Annotated in this window: 16 protein-coding genes; 4 read left to right on the top strand and 12 right to left on the bottom strand. The window is 37.5% G+C overall.

What is annotated here, in order from left to right; genetic code table 11:
- Positions 1-376 precede the first annotated feature (376 nt).
- Genes ACEVFT_RS10310 through ACEVFT_RS10295 form a run of 4 tightly spaced genes read right to left on the bottom strand, consistent with a single transcriptional unit; the run spans position 377 to position 4085 of the window.
- The gene (locus tag ACEVFT_RS10310) at positions 377-763 is read right to left on the bottom strand and encodes an STAS domain-containing protein (RefSeq protein WP_205442135.1); all 387 of its coding nucleotides are present in this window, start codon (positions 761-763) and stop codon (positions 377-379) included.
- A gap of 38 nt (positions 764-801) precedes the next feature.
- Positions 802-2499 carry a methyl-accepting chemotaxis protein gene (locus tag ACEVFT_RS10305; RefSeq protein WP_393949576.1) on the bottom strand — a complete coding sequence of 566 codons (1698 nt, stop codon included), beginning with the start codon at positions 2497-2499 and terminating at the stop codon, positions 802-804.
- A 29-nt stretch (positions 2500-2528) separates the two neighbouring features.
- Positions 2529-2948 carry an ATP-binding protein gene (locus ACEVFT_RS10300; protein WP_393949573.1) on the bottom strand — a complete coding sequence of 140 codons (420 nt, stop codon included), beginning with the start codon at positions 2946-2948 and terminating at the stop codon, positions 2529-2531.
- Positions 2949-2954: 6 nt separating this feature from the next.
- Positions 2955-4085 (bottom strand): SpoIIE family protein phosphatase, encoded by a 1131-nt coding sequence (locus tag ACEVFT_RS10295; RefSeq protein WP_393949571.1) that lies wholly within the window; start codon positions 4083-4085, stop codon positions 2955-2957.
- 584 nt (positions 4086-4669) lie between these two features.
- Between ACEVFT_RS10295 and glnA the strand changes: the two genes are divergently transcribed.
- Both glnA and ACEVFT_RS10285 read left to right on the top strand, forming a co-directional pair.
- Positions 4670-6004, top strand: a complete 1335-nt coding sequence (gene glnA, locus ACEVFT_RS10290; protein ID WP_205442140.1) for a type I glutamate--ammonia ligase — start codon at positions 4670-4672, stop codon at positions 6002-6004.
- A gap of 88 nt (positions 6005-6092) precedes the next feature.
- Positions 6093-6278 (top strand): hypothetical protein, encoded by a 186-nt coding sequence (locus tag ACEVFT_RS10285; RefSeq protein WP_205442142.1) that lies wholly within the window; start codon positions 6093-6095, stop codon positions 6276-6278.
- Between the two features lie 48 nt (positions 6279-6326).
- Here ACEVFT_RS10285 and ACEVFT_RS10280 read toward each other — a convergent pair whose 3' ends face one another.
- Positions 6327-6710 carry an NUDIX hydrolase gene (locus ACEVFT_RS10280; RefSeq protein ID WP_342442808.1) on the bottom strand — a complete coding sequence of 128 codons (384 nt, stop codon included), beginning with the start codon at positions 6708-6710 and terminating at the stop codon, positions 6327-6329.
- A 132-nt stretch (positions 6711-6842) separates the two neighbouring features.
- Here ACEVFT_RS10280 and ACEVFT_RS10275 point away from each other — a divergent pair, with 132 nt between their 5' ends.
- A complete protein-coding gene (locus tag ACEVFT_RS10275) occupies positions 6843-8138 on the top strand; it encodes a helix-turn-helix domain-containing protein (protein ID WP_342442809.1) in 1296 nt (431 codons plus the stop codon).
- Between the two features lie 613 nt (positions 8139-8751).
- Here ACEVFT_RS10275 and ACEVFT_RS10270 read toward each other — a convergent pair.
- Both ACEVFT_RS10270 and ACEVFT_RS10265 read right to left on the bottom strand, forming a co-directional pair.
- Positions 8752-10158: a M20 family metallopeptidase gene (locus tag ACEVFT_RS10270; RefSeq protein ID WP_342442810.1), complete on the bottom strand. Its 1407-nt coding sequence runs from the start codon at positions 10156-10158 to the stop codon at positions 8752-8754.
- A 25-nt stretch (positions 10159-10183) separates the two neighbouring features.
- On the bottom strand, positions 10184-11419 hold the full coding sequence (locus ACEVFT_RS10265; RefSeq protein WP_342534142.1) for an MFS transporter: 1236 nt from the start codon (positions 11417-11419) through the stop codon (positions 10184-10186).
- A 279-nt stretch (positions 11420-11698) separates the two neighbouring features.
- Here ACEVFT_RS10265 and ACEVFT_RS10260 point away from each other — a divergent pair, with 279 nt between their 5' ends.
- Positions 11699-12562, top strand: coding sequence for an AraC family transcriptional regulator (locus ACEVFT_RS10260; protein ID WP_342534143.1), 864 nt, complete (start codon positions 11699-11701; stop codon positions 12560-12562).
- Positions 12563-12649: 87 nt separating this feature from the next.
- Here ACEVFT_RS10260 and fba read toward each other — a convergent pair whose 3' ends face one another.
- The 5 genes from fba to ACEVFT_RS10235 all read right to left on the bottom strand — a co-directional run bounded on the left by fba (position 12650) and on the right by ACEVFT_RS10235 (position 18933).
- On the bottom strand, positions 12650-13507 hold the full coding sequence (fba, locus tag ACEVFT_RS10255; protein WP_342534144.1) for a class II fructose-1,6-bisphosphate aldolase: 858 nt from the start codon (positions 13505-13507) through the stop codon (positions 12650-12652).
- Between the two features lie 45 nt (positions 13508-13552).
- A complete protein-coding gene (iolD, locus tag ACEVFT_RS10250; RefSeq protein ID WP_004232238.1) occupies positions 13553-15466 on the bottom strand; it encodes a 3D-(3,5/4)-trihydroxycyclohexane-1,2-dione acylhydrolase (decyclizing) in 1914 nt (637 codons plus the stop codon).
- A 75-nt stretch (positions 15467-15541) separates the two neighbouring features.
- The gene (iolC, locus tag ACEVFT_RS10245; protein WP_205442149.1) at positions 15542-16522 is read right to left on the bottom strand and encodes a 5-dehydro-2-deoxygluconokinase; all 981 of its coding nucleotides are present in this window, start codon (positions 16520-16522) and stop codon (positions 15542-15544) included.
- A gap of 41 nt (positions 16523-16563) precedes the next feature.
- Positions 16564-17382, bottom strand: coding sequence for a 5-deoxy-glucuronate isomerase (iolB, locus tag ACEVFT_RS10240; RefSeq protein WP_342442814.1), 819 nt, complete (start codon positions 17380-17382; stop codon positions 16564-16566).
- A 93-nt stretch (positions 17383-17475) separates the two neighbouring features.
- Positions 17476-18933, bottom strand: coding sequence for a CoA-acylating methylmalonate-semialdehyde dehydrogenase (locus ACEVFT_RS10235; protein WP_205442153.1), 1458 nt, complete (start codon positions 18931-18933; stop codon positions 17476-17478).
- Positions 18934-19872: the final 939 nt, after the last annotated feature.

Genomic DNA, 19872 nt, shown 5'->3' with positions numbered 1-19872 from the left:
CATACTAGCATAGCAATCAAATAGCCCAATATCTTTATTCTTAGAGGGGATAAACTCTTATTTTCAATGTGGAGAAGTGATGCGTGACAACACCCCTCCATAAAGAGTAGTGAAGACCTTCACTTTATTTGAAAACCTTTGCTAAAAAGTCAGTGGATTGGAGTGGAAGGCTACTTGACTCCCGTGGGATAGCGAGACAGGCGAAGCCCTGCACGGAGCGGTAGCGGAGGAAGCGATTCGGCGCTCACCCACAGGAAAGCAAGTAGCCTGCAACGGAAATCCATTTCTACCTTTCAATTGACTGTTTTGTTTTTCAACACTAAGAAAGGTGTATTCCATCTAACAGGAATACACCTTTTTATTAGTATGACAAGGATTAATATTCGTTAAGTGATAGCTCTCCTAGCCAATCTTCTTTAATAATCTTCTTTGCTTGTTCTTCGCTTTTGGCAATAGGGAATACTTTATCAACCTGTGAAATAGCGAATAAGTTGCGAATGAAATCATCGACGACAATAATGGCAATTTTTTTATCTTTTACAGACACCTTCTTAGCGAAATTAACGATCATACCGAATCCGGTGCTATCGATATTTGTAACCTTTTGCATATCGATAATGTATCCGTGTTTTGTGTCCAAGCTAAGTGTTTGCAGCTCTGACTTTATATCTTCAATTATCCCGTATTCTAAATCGCCAGTAAACGCAATCACAATATAATCAGCCTTTGTGTCAATATTCATTGCAATGTTCTTCTGATTCATCCTATAGCGCCTCCATTTTTCTTTACTTGTTTGGGGATTTATTCAAACTTAAATTTATTAACTTCATTTTGTAAATTATCAGCAATTGATGATAGCTCATCCGAACTTTGTGTAATTTCTGCAACTGTCGCATATTGCTCTTCAGAAGTCGCGGCAATCTCCTCTGTAGCTGCTGCAGCGTCTTCGATAATACGTGAAATATCTTGGATAGCTTGTTGCACACCTAAGGAGTTGTCGTTAACATGTGTAAATGCAACCTTCATTTGTTCGACACCTTCTTCTGTTTCGACAACTTTCTCCACGATTTCTTTTAAGGCACTTCCACCTTTATTAATGATTGTTACTTGCTCCTCGACCGCCAATAGATTGCTTTCCATCGTCCTTACCGTCACAGAAGTTTCAGCTTGGATATCATTAATGAGATTTGTAATTTGTCCTGCTGCTAAACTTGACTGTTCTGCTAGCTGACGAACCTCTGATGCAACGACAGCAAAGCCTTTTCCTTGATCGCCTGCTCGTGCTGCCTCGATGGCTGCATTGAGTGCTAACAGATTCGTTTGCTCAGCAATGCCTGTGATAACGGTAATAATACCACCAATTTCTTCAGAGCGCTTGCCTAACTTCTGGATAGAATCAGTTGCATAAGACACAGTTTTCGTCACATCACCTAAATGCATAATCGCTTCATTGATGGCTTCTTCTCCTTTGCGTGCGATATGAGTTGATTCAATAGCGCTATTTAGAGTGATTTCGGCCTTTTGTAAGCTCTTTGATACTTCCTCGATCGTTTTTTGCATCATGGAAACGATTCGTTCAGCCTGGTCGGATTGAGTCGTAGTACCAACAGCAATTTCATTCATTGTCAATGCGATTTGGTTAGATGCTTCACTTGTTTGATGGGATGATTCTGCTAAAGTGTGTGATGACTTTGCGATTTGATGTGCACTACCAGCCACAATCGTTATCGTCTCTGTTAAATGATTTTTCATACTACTAAATGCGCGTGCTAATTCAGCGATTTCATCTTTGCCTTTCGGGTTTAACAGTTTAACATTTAAGTTTAGTTCTGCTAGCTCCTTGGCATTTGTACTCAGAATATTAATCGGATTAACAATTTGTTTTTGTAAGAACCAACTAATTCCTCCAATCATCACAATGGCAATCACTAAGGAAATGGCTACATTCTCCAGTGCTGATTTTGTGGCAATGCTTATATAAGGAGCGGTAGGGACAGCGGTTGCCCATACGCCGATAACCTCCCCTTGGCTATTTACTATAGGATCATAGGCTGCTTGATGTAAACTTCCTAAGACATTGGCAGAACCGATAAAGCGCTTTTTTTCTCCTAGCACAACAGTAGCAACCTCGTCAGAAACCTTTGTATTTAAAGCGCGTTCACCGTTATCCACTATATTGGTACTTATACGAGTATCGTTTTGAAAGATGGATACAGCATTCCCGTTTGTGAGTTCTCCAACTTTATCAGCTGCCTCAAAATTTTCTACCATATTGATATCGCCCTTATAGAGTTGGTTGTTTTTAATGGACCATTCTCCAGGATATTTAGCGTCTAAATATTCATAGCTTACCTGTATATCTGATAGAAGCTTTGTATCAGCACTTTCTAATAGATTGTTCTTGGCAACAAAAAAATTGACTCCTGCTAAAAGGGAAGTAAGTAAGATAATACAACCAAATATAAGCAGATTCATTTTTTTTCGTATAGATAACTTCATTAAAACACGCCCCCAATTTTACGTTTACTTTATATATGAATCTTTTTTGAAATACCAACTAAAAATTTTGTTTCTGAAATATTTTCAAACCAAATGTGGTCGACCATATTTTTGACAAAAAATAAACCGCGTCCACGATCAGAATAATCAAGTTCGTCTAAATCGAATTGGAGAACTTTGTCCCAGTCATATTCGGCAATACCTTTTGCTTCATCAGTGACTGTTATCTTTATTTCTTCGTATGATTGCGTTACATGTATTTGGATCTCCTTTTGAGAGGGTGTGTCAATTTTCCCCATAGCCTCTACGGCATTGATGACTAATTCATGTACAACAAATCGTAATTCTCGTTTATAAGGTAGATTATATAACTCTGTATAATTCTCCATTACTTGATCAATAAAGGCTATAGCTTGTGTATCAGGATTTACATTGAGTGTGAATTCCATCTTCAATCACCTACCCTTTAATGTAATTGTTATTGAAACGACTGTGATGTCATCACTGTAATCATTATCAAATAAATAGTATTTTTGAGAAAACTTTTGTAGTGCATAGCTATTTTCCTGTGAAGCATAACTGTAGAAAAAGTCCATATCAATTGAATTTTGCTCGTTTAATGTTAATAATCCATCCGTATAAAGAATGATGCGGTGCCAGCCTGATAAAGGTATTGTTTTTTTATTTATTTGAATAGTAGGGAATAGTCCGAGGATAGGTGTATTCGCTGGGAGGAAGACTGTTTCTCCATATTTTCCAAATAAAAAACCAGAAGGATGAGCCGCATTCACATAGTGCAAAGTTCCGTTTTTTGTATCTAGAAGTATGTAGATTGCCGTCATTAAAAAACGGTCCATATCATCAGAAAATAGCTCGTATATTTGGCGGTTAAGTTCTTGAATTACTGCTACTGGATCAATTAACTTCGTAATCATTCCTTTTAATAAGGATCTAATGGACATAGTAACGAGTGATGCAGCGATACCATGCCCCATTGCATCATACAGAAGAATGGCGGTTAAATGTTCATTAATTTTAAACCAGCAGTACATGTCACCTCCTAGTGTATTGGATGTTACATAAAGACCATCAACCTGTATATGCTCAAGATTTAATGGGGGAGATAGTGCATTCTTTTGGAATTTTTTTGCAACAAACAAATCTTTTTGAATCATACTTTCCTGCTGCTTTCGAAGCGTGGCTTCCCTCTGATATTTTAAGGCTACTTGAATGCGAGTCTTAAATTGAGTGAAATCAAAAGGTTTTAAAATAAAGTCGAAAATACCAGCTTCAAATACCCTATCGATTGTTATGGTTTTTTCGTAGGTAGTAGATAGAAGGATAGGGACTTCTATCCAATTTTTAAGTACATGAATGTGCTGACAAATTTCCTCGCAATTTCTGAGTGTCATTTTAGTGTCGAGTACGATTAATTCTAGCTCATCTTTCAAAGATGAATCTACTAAATAATTCATTGCTACTTCCGTTGTTGAAAAGCAATGAATATTTGGGATGCCGATACGATGAAAATATTTTTGCAGACGCAGCACATCATTACTTACGCTGCCAATAATTAATACTGACATGCCTACTCAATTCACCGCCTTATGTATCTATAACTAAATATTTCCTGGAAGCCAACATAATGATTTCTAACCATAATATATACTCCGTATTTACTTATAATATGAATAAATTAAAATTCTAATTTGCTATAAATTTACCAATAAATATGGCATTATACAAGGCTTTTGTGATATAAAGTAAAACTTAATCAATGGGGTTTTTGACATCCAAGCTCATGAAGAGTGTTCTAAGGTTATGTTTTTAGCAATGTTCTTGTGTTATATGCATTTGCTGCATGAAGATGTAGAAAACGCTTCGCTCCTAATCATGCAAATAAACTGTCCAATCATTAGACAGACAAAGGATTTTTGTAAGACTAAAGACCTTTTGTAGAAAGTAGTAATTTTGTCCTTTATTTAAGATGAAAGAACGCTATTTTAGAAGGAAATGTGATAAAAAAATTAATCTAAAAAAGGGATTAATATATTCGATAATATGCATGTTATAAAACCTTACATACATATTGCGTATTCTCCATTTTTAATGTATTTTAAGAACAGTAATAAATAACATGTTAACTAAAATTACATTGGAGTGGTGAAGAATGAAACATTATACAAAAGAAGATATTGTACGCCGAGTGAAGGAAGAAAATGTGAAATTTATTCGCCTACAATTTACAGATATATTAGGAACAATTAAAAATGTGGAAGTGCCTGTCAGTCAATTAGAGAAAGCGTTAGATAATAAAGTCATGTTTGATGGCTCTTCAATCGAGGGTTTTGTGCGTATTGAAGAATCAGATATGTATTTAAAGCCCGATATCGATACCTTCGTAATTTTTCCTTGGACTGCTGAAAAAGGGAAAGTAGCTCGCTTTATTTGTGATATTGCGAGACCAGATGGTACACCGTTTGAAGGAGACCCACGCTCCAATTTAAAACGTGTATTAAAGGAAATGGAGGAGCTAGGCTTTACTTCGTTTAATTTAGGACCAGAGCCTGAGTTTTTCCTGTTCAAGCTGGACGAAAAGGGACACCCAACACTGGAATTAAATGATAGTGGGGGCTATTTTGATTTAGCGCCAACTGATTTGGGGGAGAACTGTCGTCGTGACATCGTTTTAGAGTTAGAGGGAATGGGCTTTGAAATTGAAGCTTCTCATCATGAAGTAGCACCTGGCCAGCATGAAATTGACTTTAAGTATGCCAGTGCCATTGAGGCATGTGATAATATTCAAACATTTAAACTAGTCGTAAAAACCATTGCTGCACAGCATGGCCTCCACGCAACATTTATGCCAAAGCCACTATTTGGGGTCAATGGGTCAGGAATGCATTTTAACTTATCGTTATTTGAAGGTGATAAAAATGCCTTCTACGATGAACATGCTGACTTACAATTAAGTGCAACCGCACGTAGCTTTATGGCAGGAATCATGAAGCATGTACATGGCTTTACGGCTATCACGAATCCACTTGTCAATTCCTATAAACGATTAGTACCTGGCTATGAGGCACCTTGCTATGTAGCATGGTCAGCTCAAAACCGCTCACCACTAATTCGTATTCCAGCAGCTCGTGGACTATCTACACGAATTGAATTGCGTTCAGTTGACCCAGCAGCAAACCCGTATTTAGCAATGGCTGTTATTCTAGCATCTGGACTAGATGGCATACGTAAAGATTTAACGCCACCAGCTGCGGTAGATCGTAATATTTATAAAATGACAGCAGCGGAGCGGGAGTTGAATGGGATTGACAGTTTACCATCCTCATTGGAATTTGCGCTAATCGAATTAGAGATGGATGCCATTGTTCGTGATGCACTGGGTGACCATATTTACGATAAATTTACAGCTGCAAAAGAGATTGAATGGAATAAATATCGCACACGTGTCCATAATTGGGAGCGTGAGGAGTATTTAAAGATGTACTAAAAAAGTGTTGGGGTTATTTTTTGCCCCAACTTTTTTATGTGACATGAACTTCTTTTTGCTCTATCATAAGATTAAAGGAGTGTGGGCAATGACACAAATAACTCAAGTTGTGACAATTCAAAACAATGATATTGTGCAATTTGAACTTGATATTAACCGGGCTTTAGTAGATTTAAAAGGCTTTTTAATACTTGATATCAAATACAATACGCTCTTTATTGGAGAACAGACAGTCATCCATTCTGCTTTAATTATTTATCAGCAAAATGATTAGAACATTTAACAAGATGGGGTCATGTCGATGAGACGTGACTTTTTTTATTCAAATAAATAAAGATAATAGAAAGACTCGATCTTCTAGAAAGGTTAATGGTAATCGGGCAACTTCGTCCTTAGATTTCCATGCGATGTCATAAATTAATTCGTCAGGATCTTGAATTAGCATTTGTCCGCCAGCCAGGACAGTTTCAAAGTAATATACCTCCACAATTTCATTCTGCTTATGATGAATTTCTTTAAGAATCGTTACGATATAGCCTGTTTCTTCATAAACCTCTCGAATACAGCAAGCCCTAAAATCTTCCGTTGCCTCTTTACCACCTGATGGAACAGCCCATGTTTTTTCTTCATCCTTATTCCCTTGCAAAACCATTAATAATTGATTGTCTTTGTTCAAACAAATAGCGGCAGCACCTTGCCATTTCACAAGTAAAACCCCTTTTTATCTATTTTTACCTATGAAGTATGTAATTGTAAAAAACAGATGGATTTCTGAAAAATTCTATATACTTTTGCTATAATAAAATTATCATGTTAATTGAACAGAGGAGGGGTGTACTTGAAAATACGGTTAGGTCTTCTTGGCCCTTCAGACTCAATTGAATTTGTCGAAGCGGTCTTGAAAAATTGGCCAGAGTTTATATGTACCTCGATAGAATGTCTCGCAGAAGCGGATTTAGATGAAAAAGTGACACCTCTATTGCAAGAAGAAATGGATATGTGGCTGTGTACAGGGCCAATCACCTATGATATTGTGCAAAGTTGGAATCAGCTAAAGACACCCATTTTTTATGTTATGTATAAAGGATCTTCCTTATATAAAACGGTGTTAAGGGTATTGTATGAACACAAAATCGAAGTGAATGAGATTAGCTATGATGCTGGTAATAGTGATGCATGGGAGCAAGCTTTGGTGGAGGCAGGAATCGAAGTGAAGCCTAAATTTGTGGAATCTGAGACGATCTCCTTAAATGAGCTTGTACACTACCATTTTAAGCTTTGGGAAAGTGGCCAAACAAAGGCGGCCATTACAGGTCATCCCATTCATCATGAGCTACAACAGCTAGGTGTTCCAACCTATCGACTGTTCCCATCCTCAATGGCAGTAGAAGCCGTTATTACGAATATGCTACGAACATATGAAATGTTACGTTATAAGGCGACGCAAATTGCTGTGCAAATTATCGAAATTGATCCTTTTTCAGGAATCGCAAAAAATAATTTTTCTACAGATGAGTTGTTTAGAATGGAACTGAAGATTATGGAGCATTTGCTAACATATACAAAAAGCATTCATGGTTCCATTAAATCTACAAGATTTGGGCGTTATGTGATTTTCACGACGAGAGGTTTAATGGAGGACATCACGAAGAATTTTAGCCAAATACCTGATATAGAAGATTTCACACAACTAGATCAAGAGGCCATGACTTGTGGAATTGGAATTGGTCAAACAGTATATGACGCAGAAATTAACGCTGGAAATGCCTTATTGCATGCAAAGGACTGTGGTAAGGGATCATGGATGGTTTGTTTTGATGATAAAAAAATCGCTGGACCCCTTGGAAAGCCTGAACAACTTACATATTCCTATACCTCAGAAGAATTAGAGGCTTTAAGTCAAGAAACCTCCTTAAGTGTGATGACATTAAATAAGTTAAAGTCATCATTGAAAAAATTAGCAAGTGATGAGCTGAATGCTAATGAGCTAGCTAAATATATGCAAATACCAGCTCGAAGTGCACGCCGAATATTAACAACCCTTGAGGAAAAAGGATTCGCTGAAGTAGTTGCAGAGGAAAAACCCCACACACGCGGACGTCCACGGAAGGTTTATAAAATTTCTCCATTCTAAAAAGAGAGTCCATAATTACATGGACTCTCATTTCATATTGTTGAAAAACAAAACCATCAATAGAATTTTTGTGAAAGGTGAAAATGGTTTCCGTTGCAGGCTACTTGCTTTCCTGTGGGCGAGCGCCGAGCCGCTTCCTCCGCTACCGCTCCGTGCAGGGGCTCGCCTGTCTCGCTATCCCACGGGAGTCAAGTAGCCTTCCACTCCAACCCACAAAAGTGTTACCTTTTTAGCAAAGGTTTTCAAATAAAGTGAAGGTGTTCACTACTCTTTATGAAGGGGTGTTGTCACTACATTGAAAATAAGAGCCTATCTAATTATACAAATCATGGGCTATTTTGATCGCTACGGCTAGTATGAAAGATAAGGAAAAGACACTTCTGCACATGGTTGATTGGAGTGGAGCCAGCGTCACTCCTAGGGGATTTAGCGTCACAGAGGAGACCCTGGAGCGAACGAAAGTGAGTGAAGCGGCTCCTCGGACGCCCCCTGGAAAGGACGCTGGCGGAACGGAAATCAACCCCTCACCTTGCAAAGTTGCTTTTTCTGCCGTTGACATCATCTTTTTTCAACAACATGAAAAGAGAGTCCATAATACGGACTCTCTTTTATGCTACGAGCGAATTTTGTATTGCTTGACGTCTGATGGGAGTGGGGAAGTGTACACCTCACCAGCTCGACGTTCAATTAATTCTGCCTTCGCTTGTTCAATTAATGCTGGTTGTAGAAGAACATCCAGTGCTGTGGAAGCCATAATTTTACCTGCGTGAAGCATGCCTTTATGTGCTAAGGAAGTTGTTCCTGTCGCTACAATTTGCCATGTATGAAGAGGGGTTCCAAGTGGTTCACATGCCGTCATACATTGTGCAGTTGGAACAAGCCAGCTAACATCACCAACATCTGTAGACCCAGCCATAAATTCATCTGGCTTGAATGGGTCAATGACATCCGCCATATCTTTTCCAGCTAATTCACGATTTCTTTGCACATCCACCTTTTTTTCCTCTTCCGATAATGTTTCACGAATAGCCCTTGCAAATTGTAGTTCCTCATCTGTATAAGAAGGTACACCTAATTTGACGAAGTTTTCATGCATAACCTGTTCTAATGTTGTATTAGGTATCACATTAGAAAGAGCTGAGGCTAGATCAATGTCTACCTCAGTACCTGTCATCAGAGCAGCACCTCTTGCAATATCACAAATACGTTGGTAGATATCCTCCGTTTGAGAAACTCTTGGGGCTCTTACAAAATACAATACTTCTGCCTCTGCTTGTACAACATTTGGAGAAGAACCGCCTGTATTTGTAAGGGCATAATGGACCCGTGCTTCTGGAATGATATGCTCCCGTAAATAGTTTACTCCGATATTCATCAGCTCCACAGCATCAAGAGCACTTCTCCCTAAGTGTGGGCTAGCAGCTGCATGGGCGCTTTTGCCTTTAAATTTAAAATATACTTCGTAACAAGCAAGTGTAGCAACCGACATGATATTATTCGTTGTTCCTGGATGCCAAGTCAAAGCAATATCGACATCATCAAAAACGCCCTCTCTTGCCATAAAGGTCTTACCACCGCCAATTTCTTCGCCAGGACAACCATAATAGCGAACAGTCCCTTTGATATTGTGCTCTTGCATGTAATCACGTAATGCAATAGCAGCAGCAAGTGAACCTGTACCTAATAAATTGTGTCCGCAGCCATGACCGTTGCCTCCTACTTGTTGTGGATTCGGCAGTGCGATACCACCACTTTGACTTAAGCCAGTAAGCGCATCGAATTCTCCAAGAAATGCGATGATAGGTTTGCCGCTACCGCAAGTTCCCATGAAGGCGGTTTCAATTTGGGCAACACCTTTATCCACTTCAAATCCTTCATCCACTAGTGCCTTGCATAATAGTTCAGCAGATTTAAACTCTTCAAATCCTGTTTCAGCATACTGCCAAATTTGATTGCTCACTTCAATTAATTTTTCTCGTTTTTCTTCAATAATTTGAGATAGTCTACTATGTTTAGTCAAATAAACTCACCCTTACCTTTCTTTTTTAAGCATGATCAATTAAACTACTATTCTTTGATGGGATTCTATAGATTACCGCACAAATTACAACGATGACTAGGGCGCCGATCAGGAAGAAGAATGCTGCTTGGAATGAACCACCAAAACCATCAATAAGGGCACCCATGGCTGTTGGTGCAATAAAACCTGCCATACCACTAGCGAAATACATCATACCTAAAAACGAGCCTATGATTTTTTGAGAAACATACTTAAGTGGAATGGCTAAGATTGCCATTGAGATGGCTGCATCACCGATTGAAAAGATACTTTGATAGGAAATAGCTAACTGAATACTTGATGCATTGAACATCATATACAAGCATAGGCCCGAAACAATGGCACCAACAAAAACAATTACTTTTTCTTTTCCGGCCAGTGCCTTATCGATTAAAAACCCTGTGATAATAGCTGCGATTAATCCACAAGCCTGTGGAATCATAGCAAGTGATCCTACTTCTCGTAAATTTAAATTCCGAGTTTGTTCCAAATAGGAAGGTAGCCAAGAGGAGAATCCCCAATGGACTGTACTTGAGCAAAAGTACATCACGACAAGAACCCATAAAAATGAACTTTTATAGAGCTCTTTCATTGGACGACCATCCGAAGTTTCTACTGCTGTTGCCTGTTGTTTGACAAGCTTTGGTGGATTGTAAAACTTAAACAATAAAAGAGTGACAATTAAGCCTACACCACCAATGATGTAAAACATTGCGCGCCAGCCCCAAGTATCAGCAATTAAACCAGCCAAATATAAAGCAAGAACGCCACCAATTAATTGAGCTGCTAGTAGCATCGATTTAGCTCGTGCACGAACATCCTTTTTGAAAATCTCCGTAATGGCAACACCACTACCTGTCGGCAAACCACCATCACCAAGACCGAGAATAAAACGAATAGCTAAAATAGCCATAAAAGAGCCAATCATCCCAGTCAGTAGGGAGAAGAGGGAAATCATGAATACAGCAATAACAATTATTTTCCTTGAGCCAAACTTATCAGATGCCCAACCTGCTAGCAATGTCATTAGTGCACTGCTTAGCCAAAAGCTACTGATGACCATCCCGCTTTGTGTTTGTGTTAAATGCAATTCTTTACTGATGGGGATGATGGCCACATTCATGCCGAACAATGTTAATGAATCGACTAGCCATGCTAGAAATAGTAGTGAAAAGATAAAATTTCGTTTGCCAACACTCAGTTGCGTATGTAAATCATTCATTCAATTCTTCCTCCTTTTTAAGACTCTTTATTTTTATTTAAGGACAATAAAGGTCTTGTCCGTTATTATAAATACATTATTGTTATTTTTCAATATATTTTGATTTCGAGTACAATGAAATTTAGAGGAGAAAGAGAAAAAAGTGTATATAAAGGACGAAATTAAGCAAAGAGAGTAGTCCATAAAAAAATACTTCCCTTATAACCTGTCCAAAGTTAGCATAAAAAGACAGGTTATACAGCAATATCTATTTTATGATGGGATCAAGGAGTGAGAGCAATGAGTTGGATTGAGTCGATTCAAAAGGCCATTAATTTTATGGAGGATCATTTATTAGAGGATATTACGATTGAACAGATTGCACAGGAGGTTAATTCATCGGTCTTTCATTTTCAACGAACATTTGCCATTTTAACAGATATGTCTATTGCAGATTATCTACGTCGAAGAAGATTAACATTAGCTGCACAAGAATTAATGGGTACGGAACAAAAAATAATCGATCTCGCCTACAAATACGGCTATGAAACTCCTGAAGCCTTTACCAAAGCGTTTCGTAAACAGCATTATGTAACGCCCAGTGAAGCAAGAAAGAAGCAAGGACCATTACAATCATACAATCGCCTGGTGATACAGGTAAGCTTGAAGGGAGCAGAACCAATGAAGTATAAAATTGTAGAAAAAGACAAGTTTCAAATTGTTGGTGTAAAAAGAACGTACAACTGTCAAAATGGAGAGAACACACGGGAAATCCCTCTATTTTGGCATGAAGTGAATCAAAGTGGCTTTGACCATCAGTTATATCAATTAAATAATGGCACTATCAATGGCGTACTAGGTGTTTGTGTACCAAATACAAGCCAGGGACAAAAAGGCTTCATTGATTATTGGATTGCTACTGATCATGTAGGAGAAGTAGGAGAAGATCTCTTAACAATGGAAGTACCTCCATCAAAATGGGTTATCTTTGAGGTACATGGCCCTATGCCAGATGCGATGCAAAATACGTGGAAACAAATTTATTCAGAGTGGTTCCCATCCAATCCATACGAACCAGCAGGAACAGCGGAGCTTGAGGTTTACCCTGAAGAGGACGCCTACAGCCCTGATTCATACTCAGAAATTTGGATTCCAATAAAGTAAAGATGAAATGGATTTGGTCAACGAATAGTTGACCAAATCCATTTTTGTTGTAATGATGCTTTATGGAATATAGTTCAATACAAGATGCTAAGCTTTATTAAATGAATTAAATAATTGTATCTTTTCAAACACAACTCTTTCGATAGCATCCATACCTGTCTTTAAAATATCTGGTGGGTTATATAAATTTTGATTATTTGTAAGTATTTCACGAATAGCTTGAGCCCATGCTTGATTACATTCAGTATTTACGTTTATTTTAGCATGGCCATATTCAATCGTTTGAATAATTTGATGCTCAGGAATACCGGAGCCGCCATGTAAAGATAAAGGAATATCGTTTAGATGTTCAGAAATTTCTTTCATTAAATCAAAGGCAAGCTGTGGTTCGCCTTGATAAGGTCCGTGAACTGAGCCTAATGCAGCTGCTAGTACATCGATATTTGTCGATTCAACTAACTGATAGCATTCGTTTGGATCTGCATACTTAATACCTGAAGTAACACCATCTTCTGTTCCACCGACAGAACCGATTTCTGCCTCTACTGAAACGTTATACCTTTTGGCATAATCGACAACTTCACGAGTTGTAGTGATATTATCCTTTAAGGGAAGCTTAGAGCCATCGTACATAACAGAACTATAGCCTGCATCAATGGCTTCCATGCATCGTTCAACTGTAAAACCATGATCTAAATGGAGGGCTACGGGTACTGTAATGTTCATCTCTTTTATCATTCTATCGGCTGTAGCAGAGATTAATTTAAATCCACCGAGATAATCAACGATTCGATCTGATGATGCTAAAACTACAGGTGATTTTTGTTGTTCAGCAGCACGTAATATGGCTTCTATCCATTGGAAACTATTAATGTTAAATTGTCCAATAGCATAATGGTTTTTTTTTGCCTGTGGCAATAAATCCTTTAATGTGACAAATCCCATAACATTCACCTCGTCTTCTAAAAAACTATTATTTATTTTGAAAAATTAGTATTGTTGTGCTGCTTCACGATGATGTTGGTTTTCTTCATAAGCTTTTTGAATCTTTTCATTGTTTGATACTTCAGCTACACCAACATTCCACCAAGATTCGTAGCCATCTGTCATTGTTTTTGGTAATACCTTCATTTCAATTAACGTGGAAACAGTTTGCTCTTTAGCATCTTCGATTGCGAATTTCAATTCTTCTACCGTGTTAGCACGATAAACCTTTGCGCCATATCCTTCTGCGACCTTTGCATAATCAATATTTAATATTTGATTATTAGCTGTACGGAATTCAGTAAAGAAGCTACCGCTACCATGGCCCATTTGTAAGTTATTAATGCAGCCAAAGCCAGAGTTATCGAATAACATTACATTAATTTTTTTATTGTATTGCAAAGCGGTTACAAGTTCTGAATGGAGTAAAAGGAAACTGCCATCACCAACCATTGCATAAACTTCTTTGGTAGGTTCTGCTAGTTTAGCACCTAATGCACCTGCAATTTCATAGCCCATGCAAGAGTACCCATACTCCACGTTATAAGTATTTGCTGACTTAGGATTCCAAATGCGTTGCATGTCACCTGGTAAAGAGCCGGCAGCTGTCACCACGATGGCAGCATCATCAATCGCATCGTTGATCGTGCATAATGCAGTAGTTTGAGCGAATGTCGTATTTAATGCATCAGCATACTCATTAATAGTAGATTGTGAGAAATGGTTTTTAATTTCTGGATCAAAACCTTCACGTGTATATGTCACATTACTTAGGCGATTGCGTTCTTTCGTCCATTCTTCTTTTAATTCCACAATTCGTGTGCCGAAAGTGGATTGGTAATCATGTAATTCTGCCTCTAACAGTTCAAGTGTTGCGCGAACATCTGCTACAACTTGGAAGGCATCTAATTTATAAGCTTGAAAACGATTAATGTTAATGTTTAAAAACTTAGCGTTATCAAAATCAAATGCCGTTTTTGATGCTGTCGTAAAATCTGTGTAACGGGTCCCTAGGCCAATAATTAGATCAGCTTCTTTGGCAGCTTTGTTTGCTGCTAGAGTACCTGTAACACCTAAGCCACCTAGGTTATTAGCGAAATTTGCAGCAATAGTCGATTTACCAGCCTGTGTTTCAACTAAGGGGATATGGCATTTTTCGGATATACGCGCTAATACTTCTTGAGCTTCGGAATATTTAGCGCCGCCTCCAATTACAAAGACTGGTCGTTTACTTTTTTTAATAAGCTCGAGGGCACCTTGTTTTTCACGTGCTACTGGTGCTTTACGATCTAAATAATGGACTCGCTTTTTAAAGAATGCTTCATCGTAATCGAATGCTTCACCTTCTACGTCCTGTCCAATACAAATAGTTGCTGGGCCTGCAGTTGCTGGATTTGTCATTACTTCAAATGCACGAATTAAGCTAGACATCAATTGTTCTGGTCGTGTAACACGATCCCAATAGCGGGAAACAGCGCGTAATGCATCATTAGTAGAAATATCTGCACTGTGCTCATGTTCTATTTGTTGTAAAACAGGATTTGGCTGTCTACTGGAGAAAACATCACCAGGAAGAAAGAGTACAGGGATATTATTTGCTAACGCTGTTCCAGCTGCTGCTGCAAGGTTTGCAGAACCAGGGCCTACAGAAGTAGTCACTGCGTAAATTTGTTGACGCAGCTTTTGTTTACTGAAGGCAATAGCTGCATGTGCCATGCCCTGCTCATTTTTTCCTTGATAAATTTTTAAATCTTCCCCATATTGTTCTAATGCTTGTCCGATTCCTAAAACATTGCCGTGCCCAAAAATGTTAAAGATTCCATCTACGAATCGAAATTCTTTTCCATCAATATGGATATATTGCTGTTTCAAAAACTTTACTAGTGCTTGCCCTGTTGTTAGACGAATCTTTTTTTTCATATATTAAAACCTTCTTTCTAAAATTAATAAGCAAATAAAGATGACAATCTACTACTCTGAGGCATACTAGTTTAATTAAGAACGATCTTTAATAAGATCTTCAATGTCTTGTACTGTTGGCATGGCTTCAGATGAACTATGCTTACTAACGACTATTGAAGCGGAAGCACTACCATACTTTAGGGCGGTTTCATAATCTTTTCCGTTAACGACGGCATATAAGAAAGCAGATGCATATGAATCACCAGCACCGAATGTTTTTAATACTTGGGTTTTATAAGCTTGACCATGATATGTGGCTCCGTTTGGTTCGTAAGCGTAAGAGCCATCAACACCATGTTTAATGACAACTAATTCTGCATCATGTGCAAATAAATGTTTTACGGTGTCATCATTGTTACCTGGTGTAGCTAAATTCTCCATTACATCGTACTCATCACGAGTACCAATCACAACATTTGAAAGCTGCGCTACTAAGGAATAGTAAATGGAAGTTTCTTCTTGTGAATGCCAAGTGTAAGGACGATAATCTAATTCGAAAACAACTTTAACAGCATGTTTTTTAGCTAAGCTAATTGCTTTGAATACCGCTTCACGAGAAGGGCTAAGTGCAAGAGCTGTACCTGAAACAAGTAAAATTTTGGTCTTTTTAATGTAATCTTCGTTTACTTCAGAAGGCTCTAAATATAAGTCCGCTACATGATCACGATACATTAATATGCTACATTCACTAGGGCTAAGAATTTCTGTGAAAGCTAAACCTGCTTTACGGCCCTCTGTGTCAAACACCATATTGGAAGTGTCCACACCCTTTTCACTCATATATTGTTTAATAAAACGACCATGTTGATCTTGCGGGATTTTACCAATAAATCCAGCCTTCAAGCCAAGTTTACTACTACCAATTGCGATATTGGCGGGTGAACCGCCAACGTATTTTGTAAAAGTCATCGTTTCTTCCATTGGGCGATTGTATTCGTTTGCATTTAAGTCGATACAGGCACGGCCAATTGCAATAATATCAAATTCTCTATTTTGATTAAATATCAGTACCATTGGGGTCTCTCCTTTTATTAGATGAAATAAATAATACAGTTTTATGGACGGTGAATAATCCATTCATGATCTTTATCATTATTGAATTTCCAAATACGAGTTGGACCAGCCATAACATTTAAGTAATAAGAAGTATAACCATCAGGAACTCCTACAGGGTGATAACCTTTTGGCACAAGGACCACATCCCCGTTTTCCACAGCCATTGTTTCATCTAATGAACGGTCATCAGTGTAAACACGTTGAAAAATAAAACCTTGCTGTGGATTGATTTCGTGGTAATAGCTTTCTTCTAAAAATGATTCTTCTGGCAAATTGTCTTGATCATGTTTATGGGGAGGGTAGCTTGACCAATTAGCTGTTTCTGTAATTACTTCTACAACAAGCAAGCTATTTGCTGATGGAGTTGAATCAGGTAAAATATTATGAACTAAACGTTTATTATTGTATTTACCGCGATTTTCGATACCATTATCAGATGCTTTAATGAATTTTGTAGGTAATTCTTGATCAGATGGGGCATAGCAAAGAGCGACGCGTGCTTTTGTGTTCGCTGTGATTTTCAATGATTTATTATGTGAAATATAAACACTATCTGTTGGTATTCTTTCAAAAACAGATTGACGTGTTCCAATTTCTTTATAGCTGTCTTGGCCATCTGTTACAGTGATTTTTCCAGTTAAAGCTACAATACATAGTTCTAAATCCGTTAATGTTTCTTTATAAACTGCGTGTGGCTCTAAATCTAGCATTTTAAAACCAACATATACTAATTCAGAGTTTTCTTTTGTTACCTCATGCACTAAAGTTACACCTTCAGCAATTATTTTATTGTCAGGTTTTCTAAGTAATTGACTCATTTATCGTCTTCCTCCTATTTAGAAAGGGTTTCCAATTAACCTGTAGAAAAAAGAAGGGAAGTGGGAGAGACTTCCCTTCTTTTTTTGTTTCATTTATGAAAAATCGGGTTCGTTGTAACGAGCAGTTACTACTTTTTTACGCGTATAGAAATCTACTCCGTCTTTTCCGTTTGCATGTAAAGTTCCGTAGAATGAAGACTTCCAACCGGAGAACGGGAAAAATGCCATTGGCGCTGGTACGCCTAGGTTGATACCCAACATACCTGCATCAATATTTTCACGGAAGTAACGAACAGATAATGCACTTGTCGTAAATAGACATGCTCCGTTAGCGAATTCTGATTGGTTAGCATATTCAACGGCTTCTTTTAAGTTTTTCACACGTACGATTGATAGCACTGGTGCGAAAATTTCCTCTTTCCAAATCGTCATATCTTGTGTCACATTTTCGAATATTGTAGGACCTAAGAAGTAGCCGTCTTCATTTTGTTCACCACGTCCATCACGTAGAAGCTTTGCTCCTTCAGCAATACCTTTTTCAATGTAATTTAATGTACGCTGCTTCGCTTCTTCTCGGATAACAGGACCTAGGAAGATACCATCATCTAAACCATTACCCATTGTAATTTCATCAGCTGCTTTTTTTAGTCTAGCTATTAGCTCGTCAGCGACTGATTCTTCTACAGTAACAACTGCACAAGCCATACAACGTTCACCAGCAGAACCGAATGCAGCACTAATAATTTCTTTTGTAGTTAAATCTAAATCTGCGTCAGCTAGTACAGTTGTATGGTTTTTTGCACCTGTTAAAGCTTGTACACGCTTTAAGTTTTGGCTTGCACGTTTATAAACATATTCACCAACTGGCTTAGAACCAACAAATGATACAGCTTTCACAACTGGATGATCTAAAATACCATTTACAACATCATGAGCACCATGAACAATGCTAAATACACCTTTTGGTAAACCAGCCTCATCTAATAGTTGTGCTAATCTTTCAGCAAGTAATGGCGTTTTTTCAGATGGTTTTAAAATAAATGCATTACCAAGTGCGATTGCCATTGGGAACATCCAACATGGAACCATCATTGGGAAGTTAAATGGTGCAATACCGCCAACTACACCGATAGGGTAACGATAATTTGTTGCCTCGATATCAGAAGCGATTGTTGCAAGAGAATCACCCATCATTAAAGTAGGAGCACCTGCTGCAAATTCTACATTTTCAATACCACGACCAACTTCACCAAGCGCTTCTGTATAACTTTTACCATTTTCTTTTGTGATTAAAGTAGCAAGTTCTTCTTGATGTTCTTGTAATAAGTTATGGTATTTGAACAAAATACGCGCACGACGTACAACAGGTGTTTTCCCCCAATTTTTTTGTGCTTCTTGTGCTTTTTGAACAGCTTCTTCAAAATCTTCTGAAGTGGAAAGTGGTACTTGTGCTAATACTTCTTTCGTTGCTGGATTGTATACATTTTCATATTTATCTGTTCTACTTTCTATCCATTCACCATTAATAAAGTTTTTCAGTTTTCTTGACATGATAAGGACCTCCTCTTATTCAAAAAAATTAGTATTTTTTATATAGAATGTTTTAAAATATTTCAATCATCGTACATCATTTAAAAACAGCACTTTTTCAAAATCGATGTGCCATTTACCTGCACCAATAGTAACAAAAGTTATCATTACATTTTTGAGTAAATGACACTATTAACCTTGAGTGCTGATGTTAATAAATAATAGATGGAATTCTCTCCCATCTTATGTGTACGATGATGGTAAAGATAACGACTTTATCATTTCGTTTAATTCAAGTCCATATCGTCAATAACCATTTTAGTAGGATCGTGTTGTGTAACAATTTGATATTGGATGTTCTATGATCTTGAAATGCTTTTAAACTAACGTGATTGTTACATCTCAAAGTTGTCTTAACGCTACTTAAGTTCGCTTTTTGTTTTAACTAAAGGTATTTCCCCACTCCCTTACTACATTCTAAGAGGCAAACAATAATCATTGCATCTAGCGAATCAAGATAAAACAGAATATTTATTATTGACTTTAAATTCAGTTTTCTTGTTTCTTGAGACGAGTATAGCATATAAAATTCAAAAAGTTAACAATAAAATGATTACTTAATGATATATTTTGGGTTAAATTTGATTATATTGTGGTAAACTTTAATAATTAATAGAGGATTAGAGATTTTTAAAGGGGAGGTAATTGAACGATTTGGATATGTTTTGGATATATTTGATAGCAGTGAGTTGTAAAAAATTTAATAGATACAGAAAGTGCATCTAGAACATAACTGCATAATAATAGGCTATTTGGAGAAAAGAAATAAAAATATAGATGATTGTCAATTTTATTCTATGATATAGTATGTAAAATAATAAAAGCTACTAAAGGTATTAGAAATTGGTAAACAAATGAGTGCATTTTGGTAGTAAATAATATATAAAAGAGGAGAATGCC

This window comes from Lysinibacillus sp. PWR01 (assembly GCF_043359455.1).
Classification (GTDB): Bacteria; Bacillota; Bacilli; order Bacillales_A; family Planococcaceae; genus Lysinibacillus; species Lysinibacillus fusiformis_F.
The sequence above is the reverse complement of the archived record's forward strand: the minus strand, read 5'-3'. Positions and strand labels throughout refer to the sequence as shown.